We start from the raw sequence: 21,562 nt of genomic DNA, 5'->3' as shown, positions 1-21,562 counted from the left end.
GGCTTTTGGCGTCCGGCGTCTCGAACAGGATCAGAATTCGACGGAAGCGGAGAGCTTGAAGGTGCGCCCCGGTGCGGTCTGCAGTTCCAGTGGGTTGGCGGCGGCAACGCAACTGGCCGGGCTGGTGCAGACAGCCGCCGTCTTCGCATAGGTTGTTCCGCCGACCAGGTTTGCGAAGTAGCGCTTGTCGAAGATGTTATCGACGCCGCCGCGCACGGTGATGGACGAGGTCGGCTTCCAGCTCAGATAGGCGTCGAACACCGAATAGCCGCCCTGCTTGAAGAGGGTGGGCGAGCTTGCCCGGGTGGCGCCGCCCGCGAAGGTGCCGATCACTTCGGCCTCGAGCCCGTATTCGGGCATCATGTATTTCAACCCGGTGACGGCCTTGAACGGATTGACGTCGAAGGGCGTGACGGGGAGGCCCGCCTCGATGCGCTGCTTGCCGTATTGGTAGCTGAGCGTCGCGCTCGCCAGCCAGCGCTCGTGGAAGCGCCATTCGGCGGAGGCCTCGATACCGGAGATCTGCACCTGCGACAGATTCCGGGAGGTGTAATCGTTGGTGCCGGGGATGTTGTACAGGGACTGGATGAAGTCCTTGTAGCGCGCGTGGAAGACGCCGACCGAGAACCAGCCATCCGCGAACTTGCCACGGAAACCGGCTTCGTAGGAGCGGACGCTTTCCGGCCGCAGGTCAGGGTTCGGGATCAGGTTGAAGCCCGTCGACGGCAGCGAGGTATAGAGCTGCTCGGCCGTCGGCATCTTGAAGCCTTCGGCATAGCGGCCATAGATCGAATAGGTGTCGTCGAGCTTGAAGATCGTGCCGATCTGCGGGACCAGCCGGTGCGAGGTGAGTTCGCGCGGCTCCTTGCCCACCGCGATCTGGTAGCCCGGCCCCGGCTTGGGATCGATGTTATAGTTCGCGTAGCGCAGGCCGGGCGTGATCGTCCAGCGGCCGGACAGCAGCTCGATCTCGTCCTGGAGATAGAAATCGTAGCGGTTCGTCGTCGAGTTCGCAAAGTTGAAGCCGCCGGCGATCGTCGTCGTCGTCACGCCCGTGGCGAGATTCCTGACGTCGTCCTGGCGCTTGTAGTTCGTCTTGGTGATGTCGCCCTGGAAGCCGTAGGTCAGGCGATGGAAGCTCGGGCCGAGCCCGAAGCTCGACTTCGCCTGGATGTCGAGCTGCGAGAACTGCTCGGAATAGTCGTGCAGGCCGCGTGTCAGGCGCTGTTGGCCGTTGGCGAGTGTCTGCAGGTTGTTGGTGACGAAGGTCCGCTCCTGCGGCGAGAACGAGGCCTGCCAGCGCACGGAATCGAGGAAGCTCAAGCCCGCCTGCCATTCGTGCTCGAGCGCGACCCGCTTGCGGCTCTTGACCTGGTTGCGGATGTTCGGCCCGTTGCGGATGCCGGAACTCACGACGTTGTAGTTGTAGAGCTGGTTCACCGTCGAATCGCTGTCATAGTATTCGCCGGTCAGCTTGAAGGTGTGGTCTGTTGTCGGCTTGAAGACGAGCTTGGCGAAGCTGTTCCAGACAGTGACGTCGAGCGGATTGAGCCGGTCGCAGCCGAGGAAGCGCATCGTTGGCACCGGGCAGCCCCAGCGGCCGCCATCGGCGCGCGCCTTGGTCAATCTTGCCTCTTGGGCGCTCTTCTGGCTGACGCCGACGATGCCCTCCAGCATCGGCGAGAAGCGGAAGGCCGCGATCCCGGTCTTCACGAAGGATCGGTCGAGGCTGTCATAGCTGGTGCTCAGCCTGGCGGCGTAGGGCTTGTCCTTGCCCTTCAGCAGGTCTTCCGGATCGAGCGTGCGGTAGGCGACGATGCCGCCGAGCGCGTCCGCGCCCCACAGCACCGAGCCCGGCCCGCGTACGATCTCGACATTCTTGAGGAAGGGCAGGTCGACGAAGTCGCGGTTGCCGTCGGTGACGCGCTCGATCACGCGCGAGCCGTCGACCTGCATCTGCACCCGGTTGCCGCCGACGCCGCGGATGGTGAAGCCGCCGTAATTGCCGAACGGGTCGGTGCTGCTGGTGATGCGGTTGACGCTGACGCCCGGCTGGTAGCGCACGAGGTCCTGCGTGTCGCGGGTGATCCGCTCGTCGAGTTCCTGCCGCGTGATCACGCTGACGGTGCCGGGAACATCGAGAGCCTGCTTCTCGCCGCGCGATGCCGTGACCGTGATCTGGTCGAGCGGGATCATCTGCTCGCTGCTGGGCGCATTGACCTGCGGCGCTTGCGTTTGCGCCTGTGCCACCGAAAGAGCTGTTGTCGACAGCAAAGCTGCCAGGAAAGTCAGTCTAGAATTATTATTCATTACGTAACCCCAGTCCCATGTCCGGGGCGTGTAATAGTCTTCTCAAAGGATTCGCAAGTTGATTCTTTGCGCGATGGCAATATAATAATTGCTATAATTCAAAAGAAAAGCCTTCGATATAATATAGTTATTACAATAACCTGTTGTGTAAAGCCCTATCTGAACAAATGGAGAGAGAATTTGTTCAATGCTCCGTGGCCAGTGAAGCTGGAGCTTTGGCTCGACTCCGCGGGCGGCGGTCAGATCAGTGCCAGCAGGTGCAGCCCGACGAAACAGCCGGCGCCGCCGGCGATCAGCAGGAGCGGATTGACCGGCGTCAGCATCAGCAGGGCTGTCGAGACCAGCGCGATGCCGCGGCCGAGCCAGCCGCTGTCGAGGGACTGGATCAGCACATAGCTCGCCGCCAGGATCATGCCCGCAGCGACCGGTCGCAAGCCCCTCTCAAGCGCGCGCAGCAGGCGGGCGCCCTCGTAGCGCGACCAGATATGGGCGACGCCGTAGATCAGGAAGGCGGTCGGCCCGAAGATGCCGGCGGTGGCGGCGAGCGCGCCCCAGAACCCGGCGATCTGCCAGCCGATCAGCGTCGCCAGCAGCGAGCCCGGCCCCGGCGCCAGCCGCGCGATCGCGAAGGCGTCGACGAATTGCGCGGCGCTCATCCACTGATGCACCTCGACGATCTGGCGATGCATGTCGGCGATGGCGCTCTGGCCGCCGCCGATGGTCACCAGCGAGAGCGGCAGGAAGACGAGCAGGATGCTGAAGGGCAGGGATTGCATCGGCCTAAAGTATTTTCGAGCGAAGTGGGCACCGGTTCGCGTGAAGAAAATGCGACTGAAACAAAAAAGAGCTCAACCGTCCCGGTAGGTCACGGCGACGCTGAGCGAGCCGAAGCCGAGCACCGTCCAGAGCAGCGGCCATTTCAGGATCGCGACCGCGACGAAGGTCGCGGCCATGATCGCGAGCGGGAAGACCCGGCGCGGCACCCGTCGCGCGGCGGTCAGCCCCATCGCCAGCGACAGGCCGATCGCGCCCGAAGCCGCGCCGCTTAGGGCGACATGGCTGAGTTCATAGCCGCTGAGCGAGGCGAAGGCGCTGCCGATCAGGACGATGACGAAGGCGGCGGGCACGACGATGCCGAGCCAGGAGGCGATGGCGCCGTTGCGTCCGCCGAGCTTGTAGCCGATCCAGATCGCCATGTTGGTGACGTTGACGCCGGGCAGGGCCTGCGCGACCGAGAGCCCGTTGAGGAAATCCTCTTCGCTCATCAGGCGCCGGCGCTGCACGAATTCCCGGAGCATCCAGCCGCTCAGGCCGCCGCCGAAGCTGGTCAGCCCGATCCGCGTGAAGATCAGGAAGAGCTGCGGCGCGCTCGGGCGCTCGGCCAAGTTATCCGGCATCTGATTCTGCGCCATGGTACGGCTGATGAATCCAGAAAGCAGGCTTCACCGGGATTGGCCAGCGCTGAAGCGCATTGCCGGCATGAAGCCGTGCTCTGCAACGCTTCGCGCAGGCGGCGGTCGTTAGCGAGTCGGAGCGTCCGACCGTCGCAAGGTGCGCTTGACGGCGCGCTTCAATTGGGCGCCGGCCTTGCGCACGAGTTCGCGATTGCTGCCCGCGCGTCCCTTGCCGCCTGGCGAGGACGCGGGAAGGGGCAGGGGCGTCTCCTTGGCATGCAAGGCTGCCCTGCCGGGGCCCGGCGGCTCGGCCGGCGCGATCATGAAATCGGGGCCGCTGACCGGCAGTGCCGCCATGGCCGGATCGACGAAGGCCTTGATCGGCAGATGGTCTGAGGCGATGCGCGCGAGCGGCGTATCGTGGACCGCGACTTGCGACAGGATTTCCGGGCGGTTGGCGATGATCCGGTCGAGCGCCAGCAAGGGCAGCCCGGCCGGGAAGCTCGGGACCGGAACCGGCATCGCGCCGAAGGCGGCATCAAGCGCGCTCAGTGCCGAGCGGCCGCCGAGGCGCCATTCGTTGAGATCGCCGAGCAGGAGGGTGGGGCGCTCGTCCCGGCTGCGCATCAGGTCGATGATCATCCGGGCCTGCTGCGAGCGCGAGCGCCTGAGCAGGCCGAGATGGGCCGCGACGATCCGAAGTGCCGCGCCGCTCTCGAGGTCGATATCGACGACCAGCGCGCCGCGCGGCTCCAGCCCCGGCAGCGAGACCTGATGGACGTCGCGCACCAGCCCCTGCCGGAACAGCACGACATTGCCGTGCCAGCCATGCGCCGCGGCATTGGTGCTTTCCACGGGAACGGGGACGAGGCCGGTCTCGTCTTTCAGCCGGGCGAGGTCGAGCAGGCCGTGGCGGGCGCCGAAGCGCTTGTCGGCCTCCTGCAGGGCGATGACATCCGGCGCGATCTCGCGGATCACCTGCCCGATCCGGCCGGGATCGAAGCGGCCATCGACGCCGACGCATTTATGGACGTTGTAGGAGGCGACCAGCGTGCCCCCGGAACGACCGTTCTCTCCGGCCGAAACGGTGCCGGGGCGGTTGTTGCGCTGGCGCAGCGAGGCGATGATGCTGGCGGGCAGGCTCTGGTTCTTCTTCTGCATCGCTCCGCCGGCTCGTGCTCCGGACCCGCCTTGGTGGGGCGGGTAACGGTTTAGGCGCCTCTAGCATCAGGGATATGACTGCTTCGGCTCAGAGATAGGGCGAGCCGAGCCAGATCAGCCTGTCGATCAGACGCATGACATAGGGCCGGGCGCGCAGGCCGGCAAGCGTGACCGGGGTCGCAGTCGACATCACCGTCTCGATCCGGCGCTCGATCGCGCGGGCGAATCCATGGTCGAGAACCTCGAGGTCGATCTCGAAGTTCAGGCGCAGCGAACGCGGGTCGAGATTGGAGGAGCCGACATAGGCCCAGCTCCCATCCACGGCGAGGAGCTTGGAATGGTCGAAGGCGCCGGTGGAGCGCCAGATCCGGCAATAATTCTTCAGGATCTGGTCGAATTGCGCGGTCATGGCGCGGTCGACCAGCACGAGGTTGTTGACCGAGGGCACGACGATATCGATGTCGACGCCGCGTCGCGCCGCGGTGACGAGCGCGCTGATCAGTTCCTGGTCGGGCAGGAAATAGGGCGACATGATCTTGACCGACTGGCGCGCCACCGACAGTGCACCCATCAACAGCTTGTGATTGGTTTCCAGATAGGAATCCGGCCCCGTGGGCACCGCGCGCGCCAGCACCGGCATGCCGCTTCGCGCCAGCGCCGGAATCTCCCAGGCCGGGCCGGCCAGTGCTTCGCCGGTGGCGAAGCACCAGTCCTCGGCCGCGACGGCGAAGAGATCGGCCACCACAGGCCCCTCGATGCGGAAATGCGTGTCATGGGCGAAGGCGTCGCCGGCGAATTCGCGGGTGAAACCCTCGCGAATGTTCATCCCGCCCATGAAGCCGATGATGCCGTCGACGACGATGATCTTCCGGTGCGTCCTGAGATTGGCATAGGGCAGCCGCAGGCCCATGATGATGTTGCCGTTGAAGACGTCGACCGCGACCCCGCCCTCGCGCAGATGCCCGGCGATGCTCGGCACCGAATAGCGCGCTCCGACCGCGTCGATCAGCACCCGGACCGCGATGCCGCGTTTCTGCGCCTCGATCAGCGCATCGGCGATGCGCAGGCCGATCGGGTCCCGGTCGAAGATGTAGCTTTCCAGGATGATGCTGCGCTCAGCCGCCGCGATGGCGGCGAGCATCGCGCCATAGGCCTCGTCACCGGTCTCCAGCGTGTCGATGCGGTTGCCGGTGGTCAGCGGGTGGCGGGCGACGCGGTCGCCGAGCGTCTTGAGCGCGAGGAAGCGCCGGCCGAAATGCGTCGCGACCGCCTCGTCCTCGACATGGAAATCGGCCGCCGCCATGCCATGGCCGGGGCGCTGGGCCAGGATCGAGGCGCGGCGGATGCGGTTGACCCCGGCGATGGCGTAGAGCAGCGGTCCGATGATCGGCGAGAGGATGATGACGCCAACCCAGCCGATGGCGGCGCGCACCTCGTCCTTGGTCATCACCGCATGCGCGCCGGCGACCGCCGACAGTGCGATCGTGATGACCGCGAGGATATGCGGCCAATAGCTCGAGAGAATCCCCCACATGCCGCTGAGGCTAGAGCATTTCCGAGCGAAGTGGGCGTCGGTTCGCGTGAAGAAATTGCGATAAATGAAAACCGAGAGCCTCGGCGGAGCGGATATTCCGGGCGCTGCTCTTCCGAATGCGCCTCTGCACATGTCAGCGCCGTGGTCTCGAGAGCTGTTTGCGCAAGCAGCTTCGGAATGACGAGACCCGCCCCGCGTCACTCTCTGGCAGGGGCATGGGGAAGGCGGGAAGACTCGACTCGCCTTCCGGTGGGGAGCGTTCTATAAAGAACAAAGAGAGAACAGAAGCCTTGCCCCATGTCCGAAACCGCCTCGACCCTGTCCGATCTGCGCCGCAGCCTCTCAGAGGCCGCCTTGCGGGGCGGGCCGGTTGCGGCCGGGCGGATCGGCCTCGGCGTGCCTGCGCTGGACGAAGTCCTGAACGGCGGGCTCGCACGGGCGGCGCTGCATGAGGTCTACGCTGCCGAGGTCGCCGATCTCGCCGCCGCGACCGGCTTCGCGCTCGGCCTCGCGCTGCGGGCGGGGGCGGCAGATGAGAAGGCCGGAGCATTTTCGAGCGAAGCCGCCCCCGGTTCGCGTGAAGAAACGCGGAATGGCTCCAGCGAGCGTTCCATCCTGTGGGCGCGGCAGGATTTCGTCGATGCCGAAGCCGGGCGATTGCACGCGCCGGGATTGAACGAATTTGGCCTCGATCCGTCACGCCTCCTGTTGGTGCGGGCGCGCGACGGCGAGGGCGTGTTGCGGGCTGGCGCCGAGGCGGCGCGCTGTTCGGCGCTCGGGGCCGTGCTGATTGAGCCCTGGGGCGAGCCGCGCCCTTTCGACCTGACGGCGAGCCGTCGTCTCGCCCTGGCGGCGGAAGCCTCGGGCGTGCCGGTACTGCTGCTGCGCGTCGCGGCGACCGAGGCGCCGAGCGCGGCGCGCACGCGCTGGCAGGTGAGGGCGCTGGCCTCGCGGGCCTTGGAGGCGAATGCGCCGGGCGCGCCGGCCTTCGCCCTGAGATTGCTGCGCCAGCGCGGCGGCGTGGCCGAGCGTGAGTGGCGTGTGGAGTGGGACCGTGACCGACATCGCTTTGCGGAATGCAGCCTTTTCGATCGATCTTTCCGGACGGACCATGCCGCGCCGCTATCTCGCCCTCTGGTTCCCCTTTCTGGCGACGGACAGATTGCGGCGGACGGGCGCGATACCCGCCTCCGGCGCGCTGGCTGAGAAGCCGCACGTGCTGACCGAGATGCAGGGCAATGCCCTGCGCCTCGTCGATTGCGACCGGCGCGCCGTCGATCTCGGCCTGACGCGCGGGATGACGCTGGCCGATGCTCGCGCTCGCATTCCCGATCTCGTCGCGCTGGAGACGCAAGCTCAGGCCGATTGCGAATTCCTCGAAGCGCTCGCCGGTTTCTGCGACCGTTTCACGCCGCTTGTCGCGCTCGACGAACCGCATGGCCTGATCCTCGACATCACCGGCTGCGCCCATCTCTTCGGCGGCGAGAGGGGGCTCGGTAATCTGGCTGGGCGCGCCATGCAGCGCGGCGGCCTCAAGCTCAAGGCCGCCATCGCCGGCACGCCCGACGCCGCCCGTGCCTGCGCGCGGCACGGTCTCGGCGGCATCATCCCGCCCGGCCAGGAGGAGGCGTGGCTCCGCCCGCTGCCGACCGCCGCGCTGGATACCGACGCCGAGACCGTGATCGCGCTCTCCCGTGCCGGCCTCAAGACGCTGGCTCATCTCGCGGAGCGCCCTTCGGAAACGCTCTCGGCCCGCTTCGGCGAGGCGATGGCGGTCAAGCTCCGGCGTATCCTCGGCCATGAGGACCGTCGCATCACGCCGCTGCGCCCGCCGCCCGATTGCGTGGTCGAGCGCCATTTCGCCGAGCCTTTCGCCGACACGGCGAGCCTCGAGGCTGTCGTCGTCAGGCTGATCGGGGAGGCGGCGCGGGTGCTGGAAGCCCGCGGCGAGGGCGGTCGCGTCTTCGAGCTCGGCTTCTTTCGCAGCGACGGCGCGGTGCGCCGCCTCGCCCTCGAAACCGGCCGACCTTCGCGCGATGCGAAAGCACTGCTCAGGCTCTATCGCGAGCGCATCGAGACCCTGTCCGATCCGCTCGATCCCGGCTTCGGCTTCGATGCGATCAAGCTCGCAGTGCCACTCTGCGAGCCGCTCGACACGCCGCAGCATAGCCTTGACGGCCGTGCCATCGAGGAGGAGGCGGTGGCCGATCTGGTCGATCGGCTCGTCACCCGCTTCGGCCGCGACCGGGTGCTGCGTTTCGCGGCGCAGGATACGCATCATCCCGTCCGCGCCGCCAAGGCGCTCTCGGCCGCCGCGCCATTGCCGGATGCAGCTTGGTCCGCACCGGAGCCGCAGGAGCCACCGACCCGCCCGCTCCAGCTCTTCGAGCCGCCCCAGCCTGTCGAGGCCATCGCGGAAGTACCGGATGGCCCGCCGATCCGCTTCCGCTGGCGGCGCCTCATCCATGACGTCGCCCGCGCCGAAGGTCCCGAGCGCATCGCGCCCGAATGGTGGCGCGACGGTTCGGACGAACCGATGCGCGACTATTATCGCGTCGAGGATGCTGAAGGGCGCCGTTTCTGGCTCTACCGGATCGGCTTCTACGAGGCCGGAAACAACCCGCCGCGCTGGTTCCTGCACGGGCTCTTCGCATGAATCAGATTGCGAACAGCTTCGCCGAACCCGTTGCCGCCTCGCATTTTTCGTTCCTGCGCGGCGCTTCGCCGGGGCCGCATATGGTGCTGACGGCGCTGCTGCTCGGCTACTCCGGCATCGGCATCGCCGACCGGAACACGGTGGCGGGCGTGGTGCGTGCCTGGGCGGCGCTGAAGCAGTTGCGCGAGGACGGCCTGCCGGCACCGGACAAGATCCGGGAAGGTGGCAGCCCCGGTGAGTATTACTGGGTCGAGAACGCCGAATTCGCCGCCCTGCCTTTCACCCCGGCGCAGATGAAGGCGAAGGCGGAGCGCTTCAAGCTCGCGACCGGCACCCGCCTCGTCTTCGCCGACGGTACGCCAGACATCGTCGTCTATCCCGCCAATCGTGACGGCTGGGGCCGGCTCTGCCGCCTGCTCAGCCATGGCAATCTGAAGGACGGCGTGAAGAAGGGCGAATGCCGCCTCGTCCTCGACGATCTCCTCAATGATGCCCGTGACCTGCTGCTGATCCTGATGCCCGGCCGCAGCCTCGATGGCCTGCCCGCATTGCTCGCCCGGCTCGACGATGCCGCACCCGGCGCGGTCTGGCTTGCCGCCAGCATGCACCGGCGCGGCGACGACCGCCGCCGCCTTGCGCGCCTCAAGGCCATCGCCGCTGCGACCCGCACGCCGCTGATCGCGAGCAATGACGCGCTCTACGGTTCCATCGCTCAGCGCGACCTGCAGGATGTGCTGACCTGCATCCGCGAGGGCGTCACCATCGAGCGAGCGGGGCGCCTGCTCGAATCCAATGCCGAGCGCCATCTCAAGCGACCGCAGGAGATGGCTCGCCTGTTCCGCGACGCGCCCGAGGCCATCACCGAGACGCAACATCTCTTCTCCCGCATCGAGTTCGATCTCGGCCAGCTCAAATACGAATATCCCGACGAGCCGATCCCACCCGGCTGGAAGGATCAGGACTGGCTGGTGGAGCTGGTCCGCCGCTGCTGCCTGATCCGCTATCCCGACGGTGTGCCGGAGAAGGTCGAGAAGCTGCTGGCGAAGGAACTTGATCTGATCGGAAAGCTCGACTACGCCCGCTATTTCCTGACCATCCGCCAGATCGTCGAATTCGCCGAGAGCAAGGGCATCCTCTGCCAGGGCCGCGGCTCTGCCGCCAATTCCGCCGTCTGCTACGTGCTCGGCATCACTGCCGTCGACCCCGCCGAGAATGACGTTCTGTTCGAGCGTTTCATCTCGACCGAGCGCAAGGAACCGCCCGATATCGATGTCGATTTCGAGCATGAGCGGCGCGAGGAGGTGATCCAGTGGATCTACTGGAAATACGGCCGACATCGCGCCGGAATCGCCGCGACCGTGATCCATTACCGGCCGCGCAGCGCCATCCGCGAGGCCGGCAAGGTACTGGGCCTGACCGAGGACGTCACAGCCCGCATCGCCGATACGAACTGGGGTAGCTGGGGCAGCGAGATCGGCGATGCCCGCGTCCGTCAGGCCGGGCTCGATCCGACCAATCCGACGATCCGCCGCGCCGTCGATTTCGCCACCCGGTTATTGGGCTATCCGCGCCATCTCTCGCAGCATGTCGGCGGCTTCGTCCTGTCGCGCGGGCGCCTCGACGAGACCGTGCCGATCGGCAACGCGGCGATGGAAGACCGCACCTTCATCGAATGGGACCGCGACGACATCGACGAGCTCGGGCTGATGAAGGTCGATGTGCTGGCTCTGGGCATGCTGACCTGCATCCGCAAGGCGTTCGACCTGATCAAGGAAAATGGGGGAGAGGATTACGCGCTCGCCGACGTCAAAGGTGGCGACGAAGTGACTTATGACATGCTCTGCGAGGGCAAGTCGCTCGGCGTCTTCCAGGTCGAGAGCCGCGCCCAGATGAACATGCTGCCGCGGCTCAGGCCGCGGGAGTTCTACGACCTGGTCATCCAGGTCGCGATCGTCCGCCCCGGTCCGATCCAGGGCAACATGGTCCATCCCTATCTGAAACGGCGGGCGGGGATCGAAGAGGTGACCTATCCGTCGCCTTCACCGGAGCATGGCAAGGCCGACGAACTGGTTGCCGTGCTCGACAAGACCAAGGGCGTCCCGCTCTTTCAGGAGCAGGCGATGAAGCTCGCCATGGTCGCCGCCAAATTCTCAGACATCGAGGCCAACGGCCTGCGCAAGGCGATGGCGACCTTCCGCAATGCCGGGACGATCCATCATTTCCAGGACATGATGGTCGAGCGCATGGTGGCGCGCGGCTATGAGCGCGATTTCGCCCAGCGCTGTTTCGAGCAGATCAGGGGCTTCGGCAGCTATGGCTTCCCGGAAAGCCACGCGGCTTCCTTCGCCAAGCTGGTCTACATCTCCTCCTATCTCAAGAAGCACTACCCGGCCGCTTTCGCCTGTGCGCTGCTGAATTCCCAGCCGATGGGCTTCTACGCTCCCGCCCAGATCGTCCGGGAGGCGGAGGAGAACGGCGGCGTCGAACCGCGCCCGGCCGATGTCAATTCCAGCCTTTTGGACAACAGCTTGGAGGCCGTTTCGGAATCAAGTTCTTATCGCGATCGGCCGCGCCGGGAGGGCGGGAGGGATCCCTTCGCCCTGCGCCTCGGCTTCCGCCAGATCGACGGCTTCAAGGATGAGTGGGGCCAAGCCATCGCGGAGGAACGGGAAGTGCGCGGCCCCTATCGCGATGTCGAGGAACTGATGCGCCGGGCCAATCTCCCGGCTCGCGCCATGCGCCTGCTCGCCGATGCCGATGCCTTCCGATCGCTCGGGCTGGACCGCCGCGAGGCGCTCTGGGCGGTGCGCCGCTTGCCGGATGATCCCGCGCTGCCGCTCTTCCAGGCCGCGCAGGCCCGCGAGTTGGGCTCGGAACGGAGCATGGCGCTGCCGGTCATGCCGCTGGCCGAGCATATCGTCGCCGATTACCAGACCGTCCGGCTCTCGCTGAAGGGGCATCCGATGCAGCTCCTGCGCCCGCGCTTCCGTCGCGAGGGCGTGCTGAGCTGCGCCGAGACCGAGGCGAAGCCCGATGCCGCCTTCGTCCGCACGGCGGGAATCGTGCTGGTGCGGCAGCGGCCGGGCAAGGGCAATGCCATCTTCGTCACGCTGGAGGACGAGACCGGCATCACCAATGTCGTGATCTGGGCGCGATTGTTCGAGCGTTTCCGCCGCGAGGTCATGGGCGCGCGGTTGATGCTGGTCGAGGGCAGGGTGCAGAAAAGCGTCGAGGGCGTCACCCATCTCATGGCCCAGCGCATCGCCGACCGCTCGATCGACCTGCTCTCGCTCTCAGATACGCATCGCGCCGAGGTTCCGATGCCCATCGACGAACTGAAGAACCCGCCTTTGCCGCGCCATCGCCACCCGCGCAACGTCCGCATCCTCCCGAAATCGCGGGATTTCCATTGAGTTTGCGCAGCTAAGGGGCGTGCAGAGCACTCACCAAAACAAACTTCTCCAATGGAAGTAAAATAAGAAAAAACACGCTACCGGCTGTAAATTGAACCTTGGTCGTCATGGGTATAAGTGGTTCGTTCGATTTACCGAACAGGCGGCCACGACCATGGCGAACGGCTTCGGCTCGGACGAACCCTCGACGACAACGCCGGCAGAGGCGCTGCTGATGCATCGCGCGGCCGCGCTCGATGCGGCGTTCGGCAAGGCGGACGTGCCCGCGCGCGTTTCCGGCATCGTCGCGGAAGCGAACGGTCGCGTGGTCTTCACCACCTCCTTCGGCCTCGAAGACCAGGTCCTCACCCATTTCATCGCGACCGCAAAGCTGCCTGTCACCTTCGCGACGCTCGATACCGGCCGGCTCTTTCCCGAGGTCTATGCACTCTGGCAGGAGACCGAGGAGCGCTACGGCATCCTGATCCGCCCGTACTACCCGCGCCATGACACGCTTGAACTCCATGTCCGCCAGAACGGCATCAACGGCTTCTATGCCTCGCGCGACGCCCGCAAGTCCTGCTGCGATATCCGCAAGGTCGAGCCTCTGGGCCGAGCGCTCGCCGGTGCCGATATCTGGCTGACTGGCCTACGCGCTGATCAGTCGGCGGCGCGAGGCGGGGTGAAGCTGGCCGAGGCCGATGCGGCCCGCGGCCTCGTCAAGGCGAGCCCGCTCATCGACTGGTCGCGAGAGCGCGCGCTCGCCTTCGCGCAGCAGAACGATGTGCCGGTCAATCCGCTGCACGCGCAAGGCTTCGTCTCCATCGGCTGCCAGCCCTGCACTCGCGCCATCCGCCCCGGCGAGTCCGAGCGGGCCGGCCGCTGGTGGTGGGAGGACGATGCGGCCAAGGAATGCGGCCTGCATGTCGGGCAGGACGGGAAACTGGCGCGTGCCCAGGCCGCACCGGCGGAGGCGCGCGCATGATCCAGCTCAGCCATCTCCAGAAGCTCGAGGCGGAAGCGATCTTCATCATCCGCGAGGTCGTAGCGACCTGCGACAAGCCGGTGCTGCTCTATTCGATCGGCAAGGATTCCGCCGTCCTGCTGCATCTCGTGATGAAGGCGTTCTATCCTGCCAAGCCGCCTTTCCCCCTGCTCCATGTCGATACGACCTGGAAATTCCGCGAGATGATCGCCTTTCGCGACGAGACGGCGCAGCGGCTCGGGCTCGATCTGATCGTCCATATCAACCGCGAGGGCGTCGAGGCAGGGATCAATCCTTTCAGCTCTGGCTCGCGCGTCCATACCGACGTGATGAAGACGCAAGGGCTGAAGCAGGCGCTCGACCTCCACAAGTTCGACGCCGCCTTCGGCGGTGCGCGCCGCGACGAGGAGAAGAGCCGGGCCAAGGAGCGCGTCTTCTCGCTGCGCTCGCCGGAGCATCGCTGGGACCCGAAGAACCAGCGGCCCGAACCCTGGCAGCTCTTCAACACCCGCAAGCATCGCGGCGAGAGCTTTCGCGTGTTTCCGCTCTCCAATTGGACCGAGCGCGATGTCTGGGATTACATCGCGCTGGAGAACATCCCGGTCGTGCCGCTCTATTTCGCGGCGCCGCGCCCGGTCGTCCGGCGCGACGGCGCCTGGATCATGCGCGACGACGAGCGCATGGAACTGCGCCCCGGCGAGACCATCGAGACCCGCATGGTCCGCTTCCGGACGCTGGGCTGCTACCCGCTGACCGGCGCCGTCGAGAGCGAGGCGGCGAACCTCACCGACATCATCGCCGAGATGCGTTCGTCACGATCCTCCGAGCGGGAGGGCCGCGTCATCGACCATGACGGCTCGGGCTCGATGGAACAGAAGAAGCAGGAAGGCTATTTCTGATGGGCTTCGCGCTCGCCAAGAAGAAGGCACCGAAACCGGTGCAGACGCCGCTTCCGGCCAACGATGCGCCGGCATCATCCGAAACCGGCCAGCATTCGCTGCTGCGCTTCATCACCTGCGGTTCGGTCGATGACGGCAAGTCGACGCTGATCGGCCGCATGCTCTACGAGGCCGGCGCGGTCTTCGACGATCAGCTCAGCGCTCTCGACAGCGATTCCCGCAAGTTCGGCACGCAAGGCGAGGCGCCTGATTTCGCTTTGCTGGTCGACGGCCTCTCGGCCGAGCGCGAGCAGGGCATCACCATCGATGTCGCTTATCGCTATTTCGCGACGCAGACGCGCAGCTTCATCGTCGCCGACACACCCGGCCACGAGCAATATACCCGCAACATGGCGACGGGGGCCTCGACAGCCGATCTTGCCATCATCCTGGTGGATGCACGCAAAGGCCTGCTGCCGCAGACGCGCCGCCATTCCTTCATCGTCTCGCTGGTCGGCGTCCGCCATGTCGTGGTTGCCATCAACAAGATGGACCTCGTCGGTTATGACGCCGCCGTCTTCGAACGCATCGCGGAGGATTACCGCGCGGCGGTGAAAAGCCTCGGCTTTGCCTCGATCCGCTTCATCCCGGTCTCGGCCCGCGACGGCGAGAACGTCATGCGCCCGTCGACGCTGATGTCCTGGTATGATGGCCCGGCGCTACTGCCCTATCTTGAGGGCGTCGCGGCCGCTCGCGCTGCCCCCAGTGACGAAGGCTTCGTCCTGCCGGTGCAATGGGTGAACCGGCCCGATCTCGATTTCCGCGGCTATGCTGGTACGCCGGTTGCTGGTCGCGCTCGTGTCGGAGACCCCGTCGTCGCGCTGCCCTCCGGCCGCACCAGCCGCATCGCACGTTTGATCGGCGCAGCCGGCGAGGCAAGCCAGATCGCTGCCGGTCAGGCCGCGACGGTCGCACTGGAGAACGATATCGACATCTCGCGTGGCGACGTCATCGCCGCTGCCGGGGCGGCGCTGCCGGTGAGCCGCGGCCTGAAGGCACGCCTGCTCTGGACGGGCGAGCGGGCCATGCTCGAAGGCGGCCAATTTCTGGTGAAGCTCGCGACGCAGAGCGCCAATGCCACGGTCGAAGCACTGCATCACAGCATCGATATCGAGGGTTTCCAGCCGCTGCCGGCGCAGAGCCTGGGCATGAACGGCATCGGTCTCGTCACGCTCCGGCTCGATCGGCCGCTGGTCTCGCTGCCCTACGCGCAGAGCCACCAGCTCGGCGGCTTCATCCTGATCGACCGGATCAGCAACGAGACGGTGGCCTTCGGCTTCGTCGAACCCGCCGAGGGCGAGGCTCGACAGGCCGTTGGGGAGGGCGGGGCGCTGGCGCAGGCGAAGCGCGGCGTTCTTCGCGTCGTCGGCCGGCGGGGCACGCCGGACCGCCGGGCATGGCTTGCCGGGATCAGCTGGCGTGTGTTGAGCACGGCCGGGCTGTTCGCGGCAGCCTTCGTGCTGACGGCCAATGCGGCCGCGTCCCTGGCGCTCGCCTTCGGCGACATCCTGCTGCGTCCCGGCTTGCGGGCGCTGCATATGCGGCTCTGGCGCAAGGCGCCGGTCGGGGCGTTGCAGGACGGCGCGGGGATTTAGGGCGCGGGGTCAGGCCCCCACCACCGCCGTCGCCTCGATCTCCAGCAGCGCCTCCGGCTCGACCAGTGCGGTGACGGCGACCACCGCCATGGCCGGGAAATGCCGGCCGAAGACCTCGCGATAGGCCGGCCCCATCTCCCTGAGGCTGGCGCGATAGGTCGCGATATCCGTGACATACCAGGTCAGGCGCACGATATCCTCGACGCGCCCGCCGCCGGCCTCGACCACCGCCCTGATATTGAGGAAGGTCTGGCGCAACTGGCCGATGAAGCCCTCGGCGAAGACGCCTTGCGCGTCCCAGCCGACGAGCCCGCCGGTCACCAGCACGCGGCCTTCCGCCACCATGCCGTTGGCATAGCCGCGCGGCTGCGGCCAGCCTTCGGGCAGGATGGCGCGGGATTGCGGAAGGTCGGACATGGCGTATCGCCTCGGTTTCGGCCGTTCAGGCTCTGTTGACGGGAAAATCAAGTCTCGTCCTGGGCCATCTGGCGCAGGGCGAAGCGTTGCAGCTTGCCGGTCGCTGTTTTCGGCAGGGCGGCGACGAATTCGATCGCGCGCGGGTACTTGTAGGGCGCGATGCTGGCCTTCACGTGCTCCTGCAGCGCCTTGGCCAGCGTGGTGTCACCGGTGACGCCCTCGCGCAGCACGACATAGGCCTTCACGATCTGTCCGCGCTCGGGGCAGGGCGCGCCGACCACGCCGCATTCGGCCACGGCTTCATGCATCAGCAGGCAGGCTTCCACCTCGGGACCGGCGATGTTGTACCCGGCCGAGACGATCATGTCGTCGGAACGGGCCTGGTACCAGAAGTAGCCATCCGCATCGCGCAGATAGGTGTCGCCGGTGATGTTCCAGCCGTCGAGGACATAGACCGCCTGGCGCGGGTCGGCGAGGTAGCGGCAGCCGGTCGGGCCGCGCACGGCGAGGCGCCCGGGCGTGCCGTCCGCCACATCGCGCCCCTCGGCGTCGACGATCTTCGCCTCATAGCCCGGCACCGGAGTTCCGGTCGCGCCCGGCCGGATCGCCTCGCGCGGCGCGCCGATGAAGATATGCAGCATCTCGGTCGCGCCGATGCCGTCGAGCAGCGGCATGCCGGTCCGCGCCTGCCAGGCATCGAAGGTCGCCTTGGGCAGCGCCTCGCCGGCGGAGACGCAGGTGCGGAGCGAGGCGATGTCGCGCCCGTCGAGCTTGTCGAGCATGGCGCGATAGGCGGTCGGCGCCGTGAAGACGACGCTGACCTTGTGGCGCTCGATTGCGTCGATCAGATCGGCCGGGCCGGCTTTCTCGGGCAGCACCATCGCCGCGCCGATCCGCATCGGGAAGAGCACGAGCCCGCCGAGCCCGAAGGTGAAGGCGAGCGGCGGCGAGCCGGTGAAGCGATCGTCCGGCGAGGCCTTCAGCACGCGGGCGCCATAGCAATCGCAGATCGCCAGCATGTCCTGGTGGAAATGCATCGTGCCCTTGGGCTCGCCGGTGGTGCCGGAGGTGAAGGCAATCAGGCAAACATCGTCGCGCGCGGTGTCGACGGCCGTGAAATCCTCGTAGCCGGGCTGCGCCATCAGCGCTTCCAGTTCGCTGCCTGCACCGCCGAAGGCGACGATGCGGGCGAGCTCCGGCGCTTGCACCCTGGCGGTCTCCAACTCGGCCGTTAGGCGATGGTCGCAGAGCGCGAGCGCGATCCTGGCCTTGCGCAGGGGATAGGCGAGCTCGCCCGCGCGCAGCATCGGCATGGTCGCGACCGCGACGCCGCCGGCCTTGATCACGGCGAGATAGGCGGCGACCATCATCGGCGTGTTGCCGGCGCGCAGCAGTACGCGGTTGCCGCTGACCATGCCGAGATCGCGGGTCAGCACATTGGCGATGCGGTTCACCACCTCAGTGAGGTCGGCATAGCTCCAGTGCAGGTCGTTGGCGATCACGGCGGTGCGCCCGCCATGCCCCTCGTCGACATGCCGGTCGAGCAGCTCCACGACGCAGTTCAACCGCTCGGGGTAGGCGAGCCCCGCCTCCTCCAGCCTCAGATCGGGCCAGCTTTCGCGCGGCGGCAGGTTGTTCCGCGCGAAGCTGTCCTGATGCCCCGATCTCGCGAATCCGGTTGCTGTCATGGCGTTCCCCTGCGAGAGCCCGATCCGAACAGGCCGCCAGCCCGATCGGTGAATCCGGCTCTAACGATCTGCTCTTCCGGCATGTGATTTCAGGAGGTCGCGCGCGATCACGACCTTCTGGACTTCCGAGGCGCCCTCGTAGATGCGCAGGGCCCGGATCTCCCGGTAGAGTTCCTCGACCTTGACGCCCTTGGTGACGCCGAGCCCGCCATGGATCTGCACAGCCCGGTCGATTACCTTCTGGGCGTTCTCGGTCGCGACGAGCTTGGCCAGCGCTGCCTCGCGGGTGACGCGCGCCGCGCCCCGGTCCTTGGTCCAGGCGGCGCGGTAGACGAGGAGAGCGGCGGCATCGACCTCGGCAGCACTGTCGGCGATGGCTGCCTGCGAAAGCTGGAGATCGCCGAGCGTGCCGCCGAAGAGCTTGCGGCCATTGGCGTGGGCGAGCGTCTCATGCAGTGCCCGGCGCGCGAAGCCGAGCGCGGCAGCGCCGACGGTCGAGCGGAAGATATCGAGCGTCGCCATCGCGACCTTGAAGCCGTCGCCGGGCCCGCCGATGCGGTTCTCGAGCGGCACGCGGCAGCTTTCGAAGCGCAAGGTGGCCAGCGGATGCGGCGCGATCACCTCGATGCGTTCCGCGATGGTGAGGCCGGGTGTGTCGGCCTCGACCAGGAAGGCGGAGAGGCCGCGCGCGCCCGGGGCCTCGCCGGTGCGAGCGAAGACGATATAATGGTCGGCGATGCCGCCATTCGAGATCCAGCTCTTCTCGCCGTCGATGCGGACATGGGTATTGCCGTCCGGCGTCGCGGTCGTCGCCATCGCTGCGACATCCGATCCGGCTTCCTTTTCGGACAGCGCAAAGGCGGCGATGCGCTTGCCGGCAGCGACATCCGGCAGGATGTGCCGCTTCATCGCCTCGGAGCCGGCGATCGAGATCGCGCCGGTGCCGAGTCCCTGCATGGCGAAGGCGAAATCGGCGAGCCCGTCATGCGCGGCCAAAATCTCGCGGGCGAGGCAGAGCGTGCGAACATCGAGTTTTTCGGACAACCCGCCATAGGCAGCCGGCACGGCCGCCTTCAGGAAGCCCGCAGCACCTAAAGCTGCGACGCGCGCCCGGCAGGCCTCGTCGACATCATCATGCGGCAGGTCGGCGAGATAGGAATCGGCCCAGCCGGACAATTCGGCGGCGAAAGCGCGATGGCTCTCCTCGAAGACCGGCCAGTCCAGCGTGTCGCCGAGGATGTCGAGGCCGAGAGGAGAAGCGCTGCTCATCTCAGTTGCCCTCGAAGACCGGCTTCTGCTTGTTGGCGAAGGCGTGATAGGCGCGGGAAAAGTCTTCGGTCTGCATGCAGAGCGCCTGCGCCACGGCTTCCGCCTCGATCGCGCTCTCGACCGACATCGCCCATTCCATTTCGAGCATGCGCTTGGTCATCGCATTGGCGAAGGTCGGGCCATCAGCCAGTTCGGCAGCGAGCGTCTGCGCTTCCGGCAGCACGGCCTCGGAGGCGCAGATGCGGTTGAGAAAACCCCAGCGCTCGGCTTCCTCGCCCCTGAGCACGCGCCCGGTATAGAGCAGCTCCGCGGCACGGCCCTGGCCAATGATGCGCGGCAGCATCGCGCAGGCGCCCATGTCGCAGCCGGCGAGGCCCACGCGGTTGAACAGGAAGGCAATCTTGCTGCCGGCCGTGCCCAGCCTGAGGTCCGAGGCCATGGCGACGATCGCGCCCGCGCCGGCACAGACACCGTCGATCGCCGCCACGATCGGCTGCGGGCAGGCCCGCATCGCCTTGACCAGCTCGCCGGTCATCCGGGTGAACTTGAGCAGGTCCTTGGTCTCCATCGCGACCAGCGGCCCGATGATCTCGAAGACGTCGCCGCCCGAGGAGAAATTGCCGCCGGCGCCGGTCACCACGATCGCCTTGGCCGCCTCTTCCTTCTGCGCGGCGAGGAAGAAATCCGTGAGTTCGCGGTAGCTTGCGAAGGTCAGCGGATTCTTTTTCTTAGGCCGGTTCAGCGTCACCGTCGCGACCTTTCCGGAGACCGAGAGGCTGAAATGCTCCGGCGTGAAACCCGCCAGCGGCAGGGTCGTGGCATTGGCGATCTCTGCCATCAGGCGTCTCCCTTGGCGGCTTCGCCGGCCCGCCCCGCAATGGCGCGATGCAGCGAGGTCTTGGTCTCTCCGAGCAGCCGGAAAAGCTGCGCGATGGCGGGCTGGTCGAGTCCGGCGAACAACTCGGCGATCCAGTCCTCATGGCGCTCGGCCATGGCGCGGAAGACCTTGCGACCCTGTGCGGTCAGGGTGAGGATCTGCACGCGCCGGTCCTGCGGGGCGGAGCGCTTGTCGACCAGCCCATCCGTCACGAGGCCGGCGACGACGGCGGTGACATTGCCGTTTGAGACCATCAGGCGCTGCGAGACCTCGCCGACGGTCATGCCGACCGCGGTCTTGTCGAGCTGGGCCATCAGGTCGAAGCGCGGCAGCGTGGTCTTGAACTCCTCGCGCAGCCGGTTGCGGATCTCGGTCTCGATCAGAGTCGAGCAGGTCAGCATCCTCAGCCACAGGCGGAGTTCGTCCTTGTGGTCGCCGGGGCGCTCGCTGGCCTTGGTCTCGCGGTCCAGCACGAGGGCGGAAGAGGGCGTTTCCATCTCAGAACTCCCCGCCATTGATCATGAGCGACTGGCCGGTGACGGCATCGCTGACCGGCCCGCACAGGTAGAGCACGGCGGCGGCGACCTCTTCCGGCGCGATCAGCCGGCCTTGCGGATTGTCCTTGATCATCGCCGCGAGCGCCTCTTCGCGGCTCTTGCCGGTCTTGTTGGCGACATTGTCGATGCTGGCGGTCGCCATGTCGGTATCGGCATAGCCCGGACAGACCGCGTTGACGGTGATGCCGGAGCGCGCCGTCTCCAGCGCCAGTGACTTCACCAGCCCGATCACGGCATGCTTCGCCGCCGTATAGGCGCTGACATACGGATAGCCGCGATGCCCCGCCGTCGAGGCGATGGCGATCAGGCGGCCGCGGCGGTGCTCCAGCATGGCCGGCAAAGTGGCGTGGAACAGGTTCACCGTGCCGATCAGGTTGATGTCGAGCATCCGGCGGAAGCGCTCGTTGTCGCTGCGCATGAACGGGCCGGTTTCGACCGCGCCGGCATTGGCGATGGCGATGTCGAAGGCTGGTTCGCGCGAGAGCTGGTCCAGCGCCGCGGCAACCGAGGCTTCGTCGCGCACGTCGCAAGTTGCGTAATCGGCCGCGACGCCAGCTGCGACGGCCTCCCGCAAGGTCGCCTCGTCGCGCCCGAGGATGCTGACCCTGGCTCCGGCTGCTGTCAGCCCGGCGGCGATGGCTCGGCCGATGCCGCGTCCGCCGCCCGTCACCAGTGCACGCTGTTCCCGCAGTGTCATGGCCGCTCGACCTCCGGATGAGAATATATTTTAAGTCTGAAGGAATTTGCAAGCAGCCTGATGGCAGCCGCGATGCAAGGGAATTTCGAGCG

16 protein-coding genes and 1 pseudogene are annotated in these 21,562 nt (G+C 66.8%); 6 read left to right on the top strand and 11 right to left on the bottom strand.

Translation table 11 applies throughout. The features are described 5' to 3' along the window. Window positions 1–30 precede the first annotated feature (30 nt). The 5 genes and pseudogenes from BLQ70_RS01110 to BLQ70_RS01090 all read right to left on the bottom strand — a co-directional run bounded on the left by BLQ70_RS01110 (window position 31) and on the right by BLQ70_RS01090 (window position 6,399). Window positions 31–2,250, bottom strand: a complete 2,220-nt coding sequence (locus BLQ70_RS01110) for a TonB-dependent hemoglobin/transferrin/lactoferrin family receptor (RefSeq protein WP_170843265.1) — start codon at window positions 2,248–2,250, stop codon at window positions 31–33. A 299-nt stretch (window positions 2,251–2,549) separates the two neighbouring features. Beyond that, window positions 2,550–3,086, bottom strand: coding sequence for a chromate transporter (locus BLQ70_RS01105; protein ID WP_091855478.1), 537 nt, complete (start codon window positions 3,084–3,086; stop codon window positions 2,550–2,552). Between the two features lie 72 nt (window positions 3,087–3,158). Next, window positions 3,159–3,707, bottom strand: coding sequence for a chromate transporter (locus BLQ70_RS01100; protein WP_091856125.1), 549 nt, complete (start codon window positions 3,705–3,707; stop codon window positions 3,159–3,161). Window positions 3,708–4,067: 360 nt separating this feature from the next. After that, a pseudogene (locus BLQ70_RS01095) lies at window positions 4,068–4,865 on the bottom strand (endonuclease/exonuclease/phosphatase family protein); the annotation flags it as partial. A gap of 88 nt (window positions 4,866–4,953) precedes the next feature. Continuing rightward, entirely contained in the window at window positions 4,954–6,399 is a 1,446-nt protein-coding gene (locus BLQ70_RS01090) for a phospholipase D-like domain-containing protein (RefSeq protein WP_091855476.1), read from the bottom strand. 297 nt (window positions 6,400–6,696) lie between these two features. Between BLQ70_RS01090 and BLQ70_RS01085 the strand changes: the two genes are divergently transcribed. The 6 genes from BLQ70_RS01085 (at window position 6,697) to BLQ70_RS01060 (ending at window position 15,965) form a co-directional block, all read left to right on the top strand. Continuing rightward, a complete protein-coding gene (locus tag BLQ70_RS01085) occupies window positions 6,697–7,605 on the top strand; it encodes an ImuA family protein (RefSeq protein ID WP_210184231.1) in 909 nt (302 codons plus the stop codon). Beyond that, window positions 7,511–9,055 (top strand): Y-family DNA polymerase, encoded by a 1,545-nt coding sequence (locus BLQ70_RS01080; protein ID WP_091855475.1) that lies wholly within the window; start codon window positions 7,511–7,513, stop codon window positions 9,053–9,055. Before BLQ70_RS01085 ends, BLQ70_RS01080 begins: the two co-directional genes overlap by 95 nt. Beyond that, window positions 9,052–12,468 carry an error-prone DNA polymerase gene (locus BLQ70_RS01075; RefSeq protein WP_091855474.1) on the top strand — a complete coding sequence of 1,139 codons (3,417 nt, stop codon included), beginning with the start codon at window positions 9,052–9,054 and terminating at the stop codon, window positions 12,466–12,468. Before BLQ70_RS01080 ends, BLQ70_RS01075 begins: the two co-directional genes overlap by 4 nt. 154 nt (window positions 12,469–12,622) lie before the next feature. Further along, entirely contained in the window at window positions 12,623–13,432 is an 810-nt protein-coding gene (locus BLQ70_RS01070) for a phosphoadenylyl-sulfate reductase (protein ID WP_244511866.1), read from the top strand. Continuing rightward, a complete protein-coding gene (gene cysD / locus BLQ70_RS01065) occupies window positions 13,429–14,331 on the top strand; it encodes a sulfate adenylyltransferase subunit CysD (RefSeq protein WP_091855473.1) in 903 nt (300 codons plus the stop codon). The genes BLQ70_RS01070 and cysD overlap by 4 nt, the downstream gene beginning before the upstream one ends. Continuing rightward, on the top strand, window positions 14,331–15,965 hold the full coding sequence (locus BLQ70_RS01060; protein ID WP_091855472.1) for a sulfate adenylyltransferase subunit 1: 1,635 nt from the start codon (window positions 14,331–14,333) through the stop codon (window positions 15,963–15,965). The genes cysD and BLQ70_RS01060 overlap by 1 nt, the downstream gene beginning before the upstream one ends. 9 nt (window positions 15,966–15,974) lie before the next feature. Here the strand turns inward: BLQ70_RS01060 and BLQ70_RS01055 are convergent, their stop codons facing one another. From BLQ70_RS01055 to BLQ70_RS01030, 6 genes are read right to left on the bottom strand one after another with little or no spacing between them, the layout of a single operon-like run. Next, the gene (locus BLQ70_RS01055) at window positions 15,975–16,382 is read right to left on the bottom strand and encodes a RidA family protein (RefSeq protein WP_091855471.1); all 408 of its coding nucleotides are present in this window, start codon (window positions 16,380–16,382) and stop codon (window positions 15,975–15,977) included. Between the two features lie 47 nt (window positions 16,383–16,429). Then, a complete protein-coding gene (locus tag BLQ70_RS01050; RefSeq protein WP_091855470.1) occupies window positions 16,430–18,070 on the bottom strand; it encodes a benzoate-CoA ligase family protein in 1,641 nt (546 codons plus the stop codon). A 60-nt stretch (window positions 18,071–18,130) separates the two neighbouring features. Further along, window positions 18,131–19,339, bottom strand: a complete 1,209-nt coding sequence (locus tag BLQ70_RS01045) for an acyl-CoA dehydrogenase family protein (protein WP_091855469.1) — start codon at window positions 19,337–19,339, stop codon at window positions 18,131–18,133. 1 nt (window position 19,340) lies between these two features. Next, window positions 19,341–20,177, bottom strand: coding sequence for an enoyl-CoA hydratase family protein (locus BLQ70_RS01040; protein WP_091855468.1), 837 nt, complete (start codon window positions 20,175–20,177; stop codon window positions 19,341–19,343). Further along, on the bottom strand, window positions 20,177–20,713 hold the full coding sequence (locus BLQ70_RS01035) for a MarR family winged helix-turn-helix transcriptional regulator (RefSeq protein ID WP_061963868.1): 537 nt from the start codon (window positions 20,711–20,713) through the stop codon (window positions 20,177–20,179). Before BLQ70_RS01035 ends, BLQ70_RS01040 begins: the two co-directional genes overlap by 1 nt. Before the next feature lies 1 nt (window position 20,714). Beyond that, the gene (locus BLQ70_RS01030; RefSeq protein ID WP_091855467.1) at window positions 20,715–21,470 is read right to left on the bottom strand and encodes an SDR family NAD(P)-dependent oxidoreductase; all 756 of its coding nucleotides are present in this window, start codon (window positions 21,468–21,470) and stop codon (window positions 20,715–20,717) included. Between the last annotated feature and the right edge of the window lie 92 nt (window positions 21,471–21,562).

Source organism: Allobosea robiniae, assembly GCF_900102525.1.
In the GTDB taxonomy this organism is placed as follows: Bacteria; Pseudomonadota; Alphaproteobacteria; order Rhizobiales; family Beijerinckiaceae; genus Allobosea; species Allobosea robiniae.
Note: the sequence above shows the minus strand (reverse complement) of the source record. Positions and strands in the feature narration are given on the sequence as shown.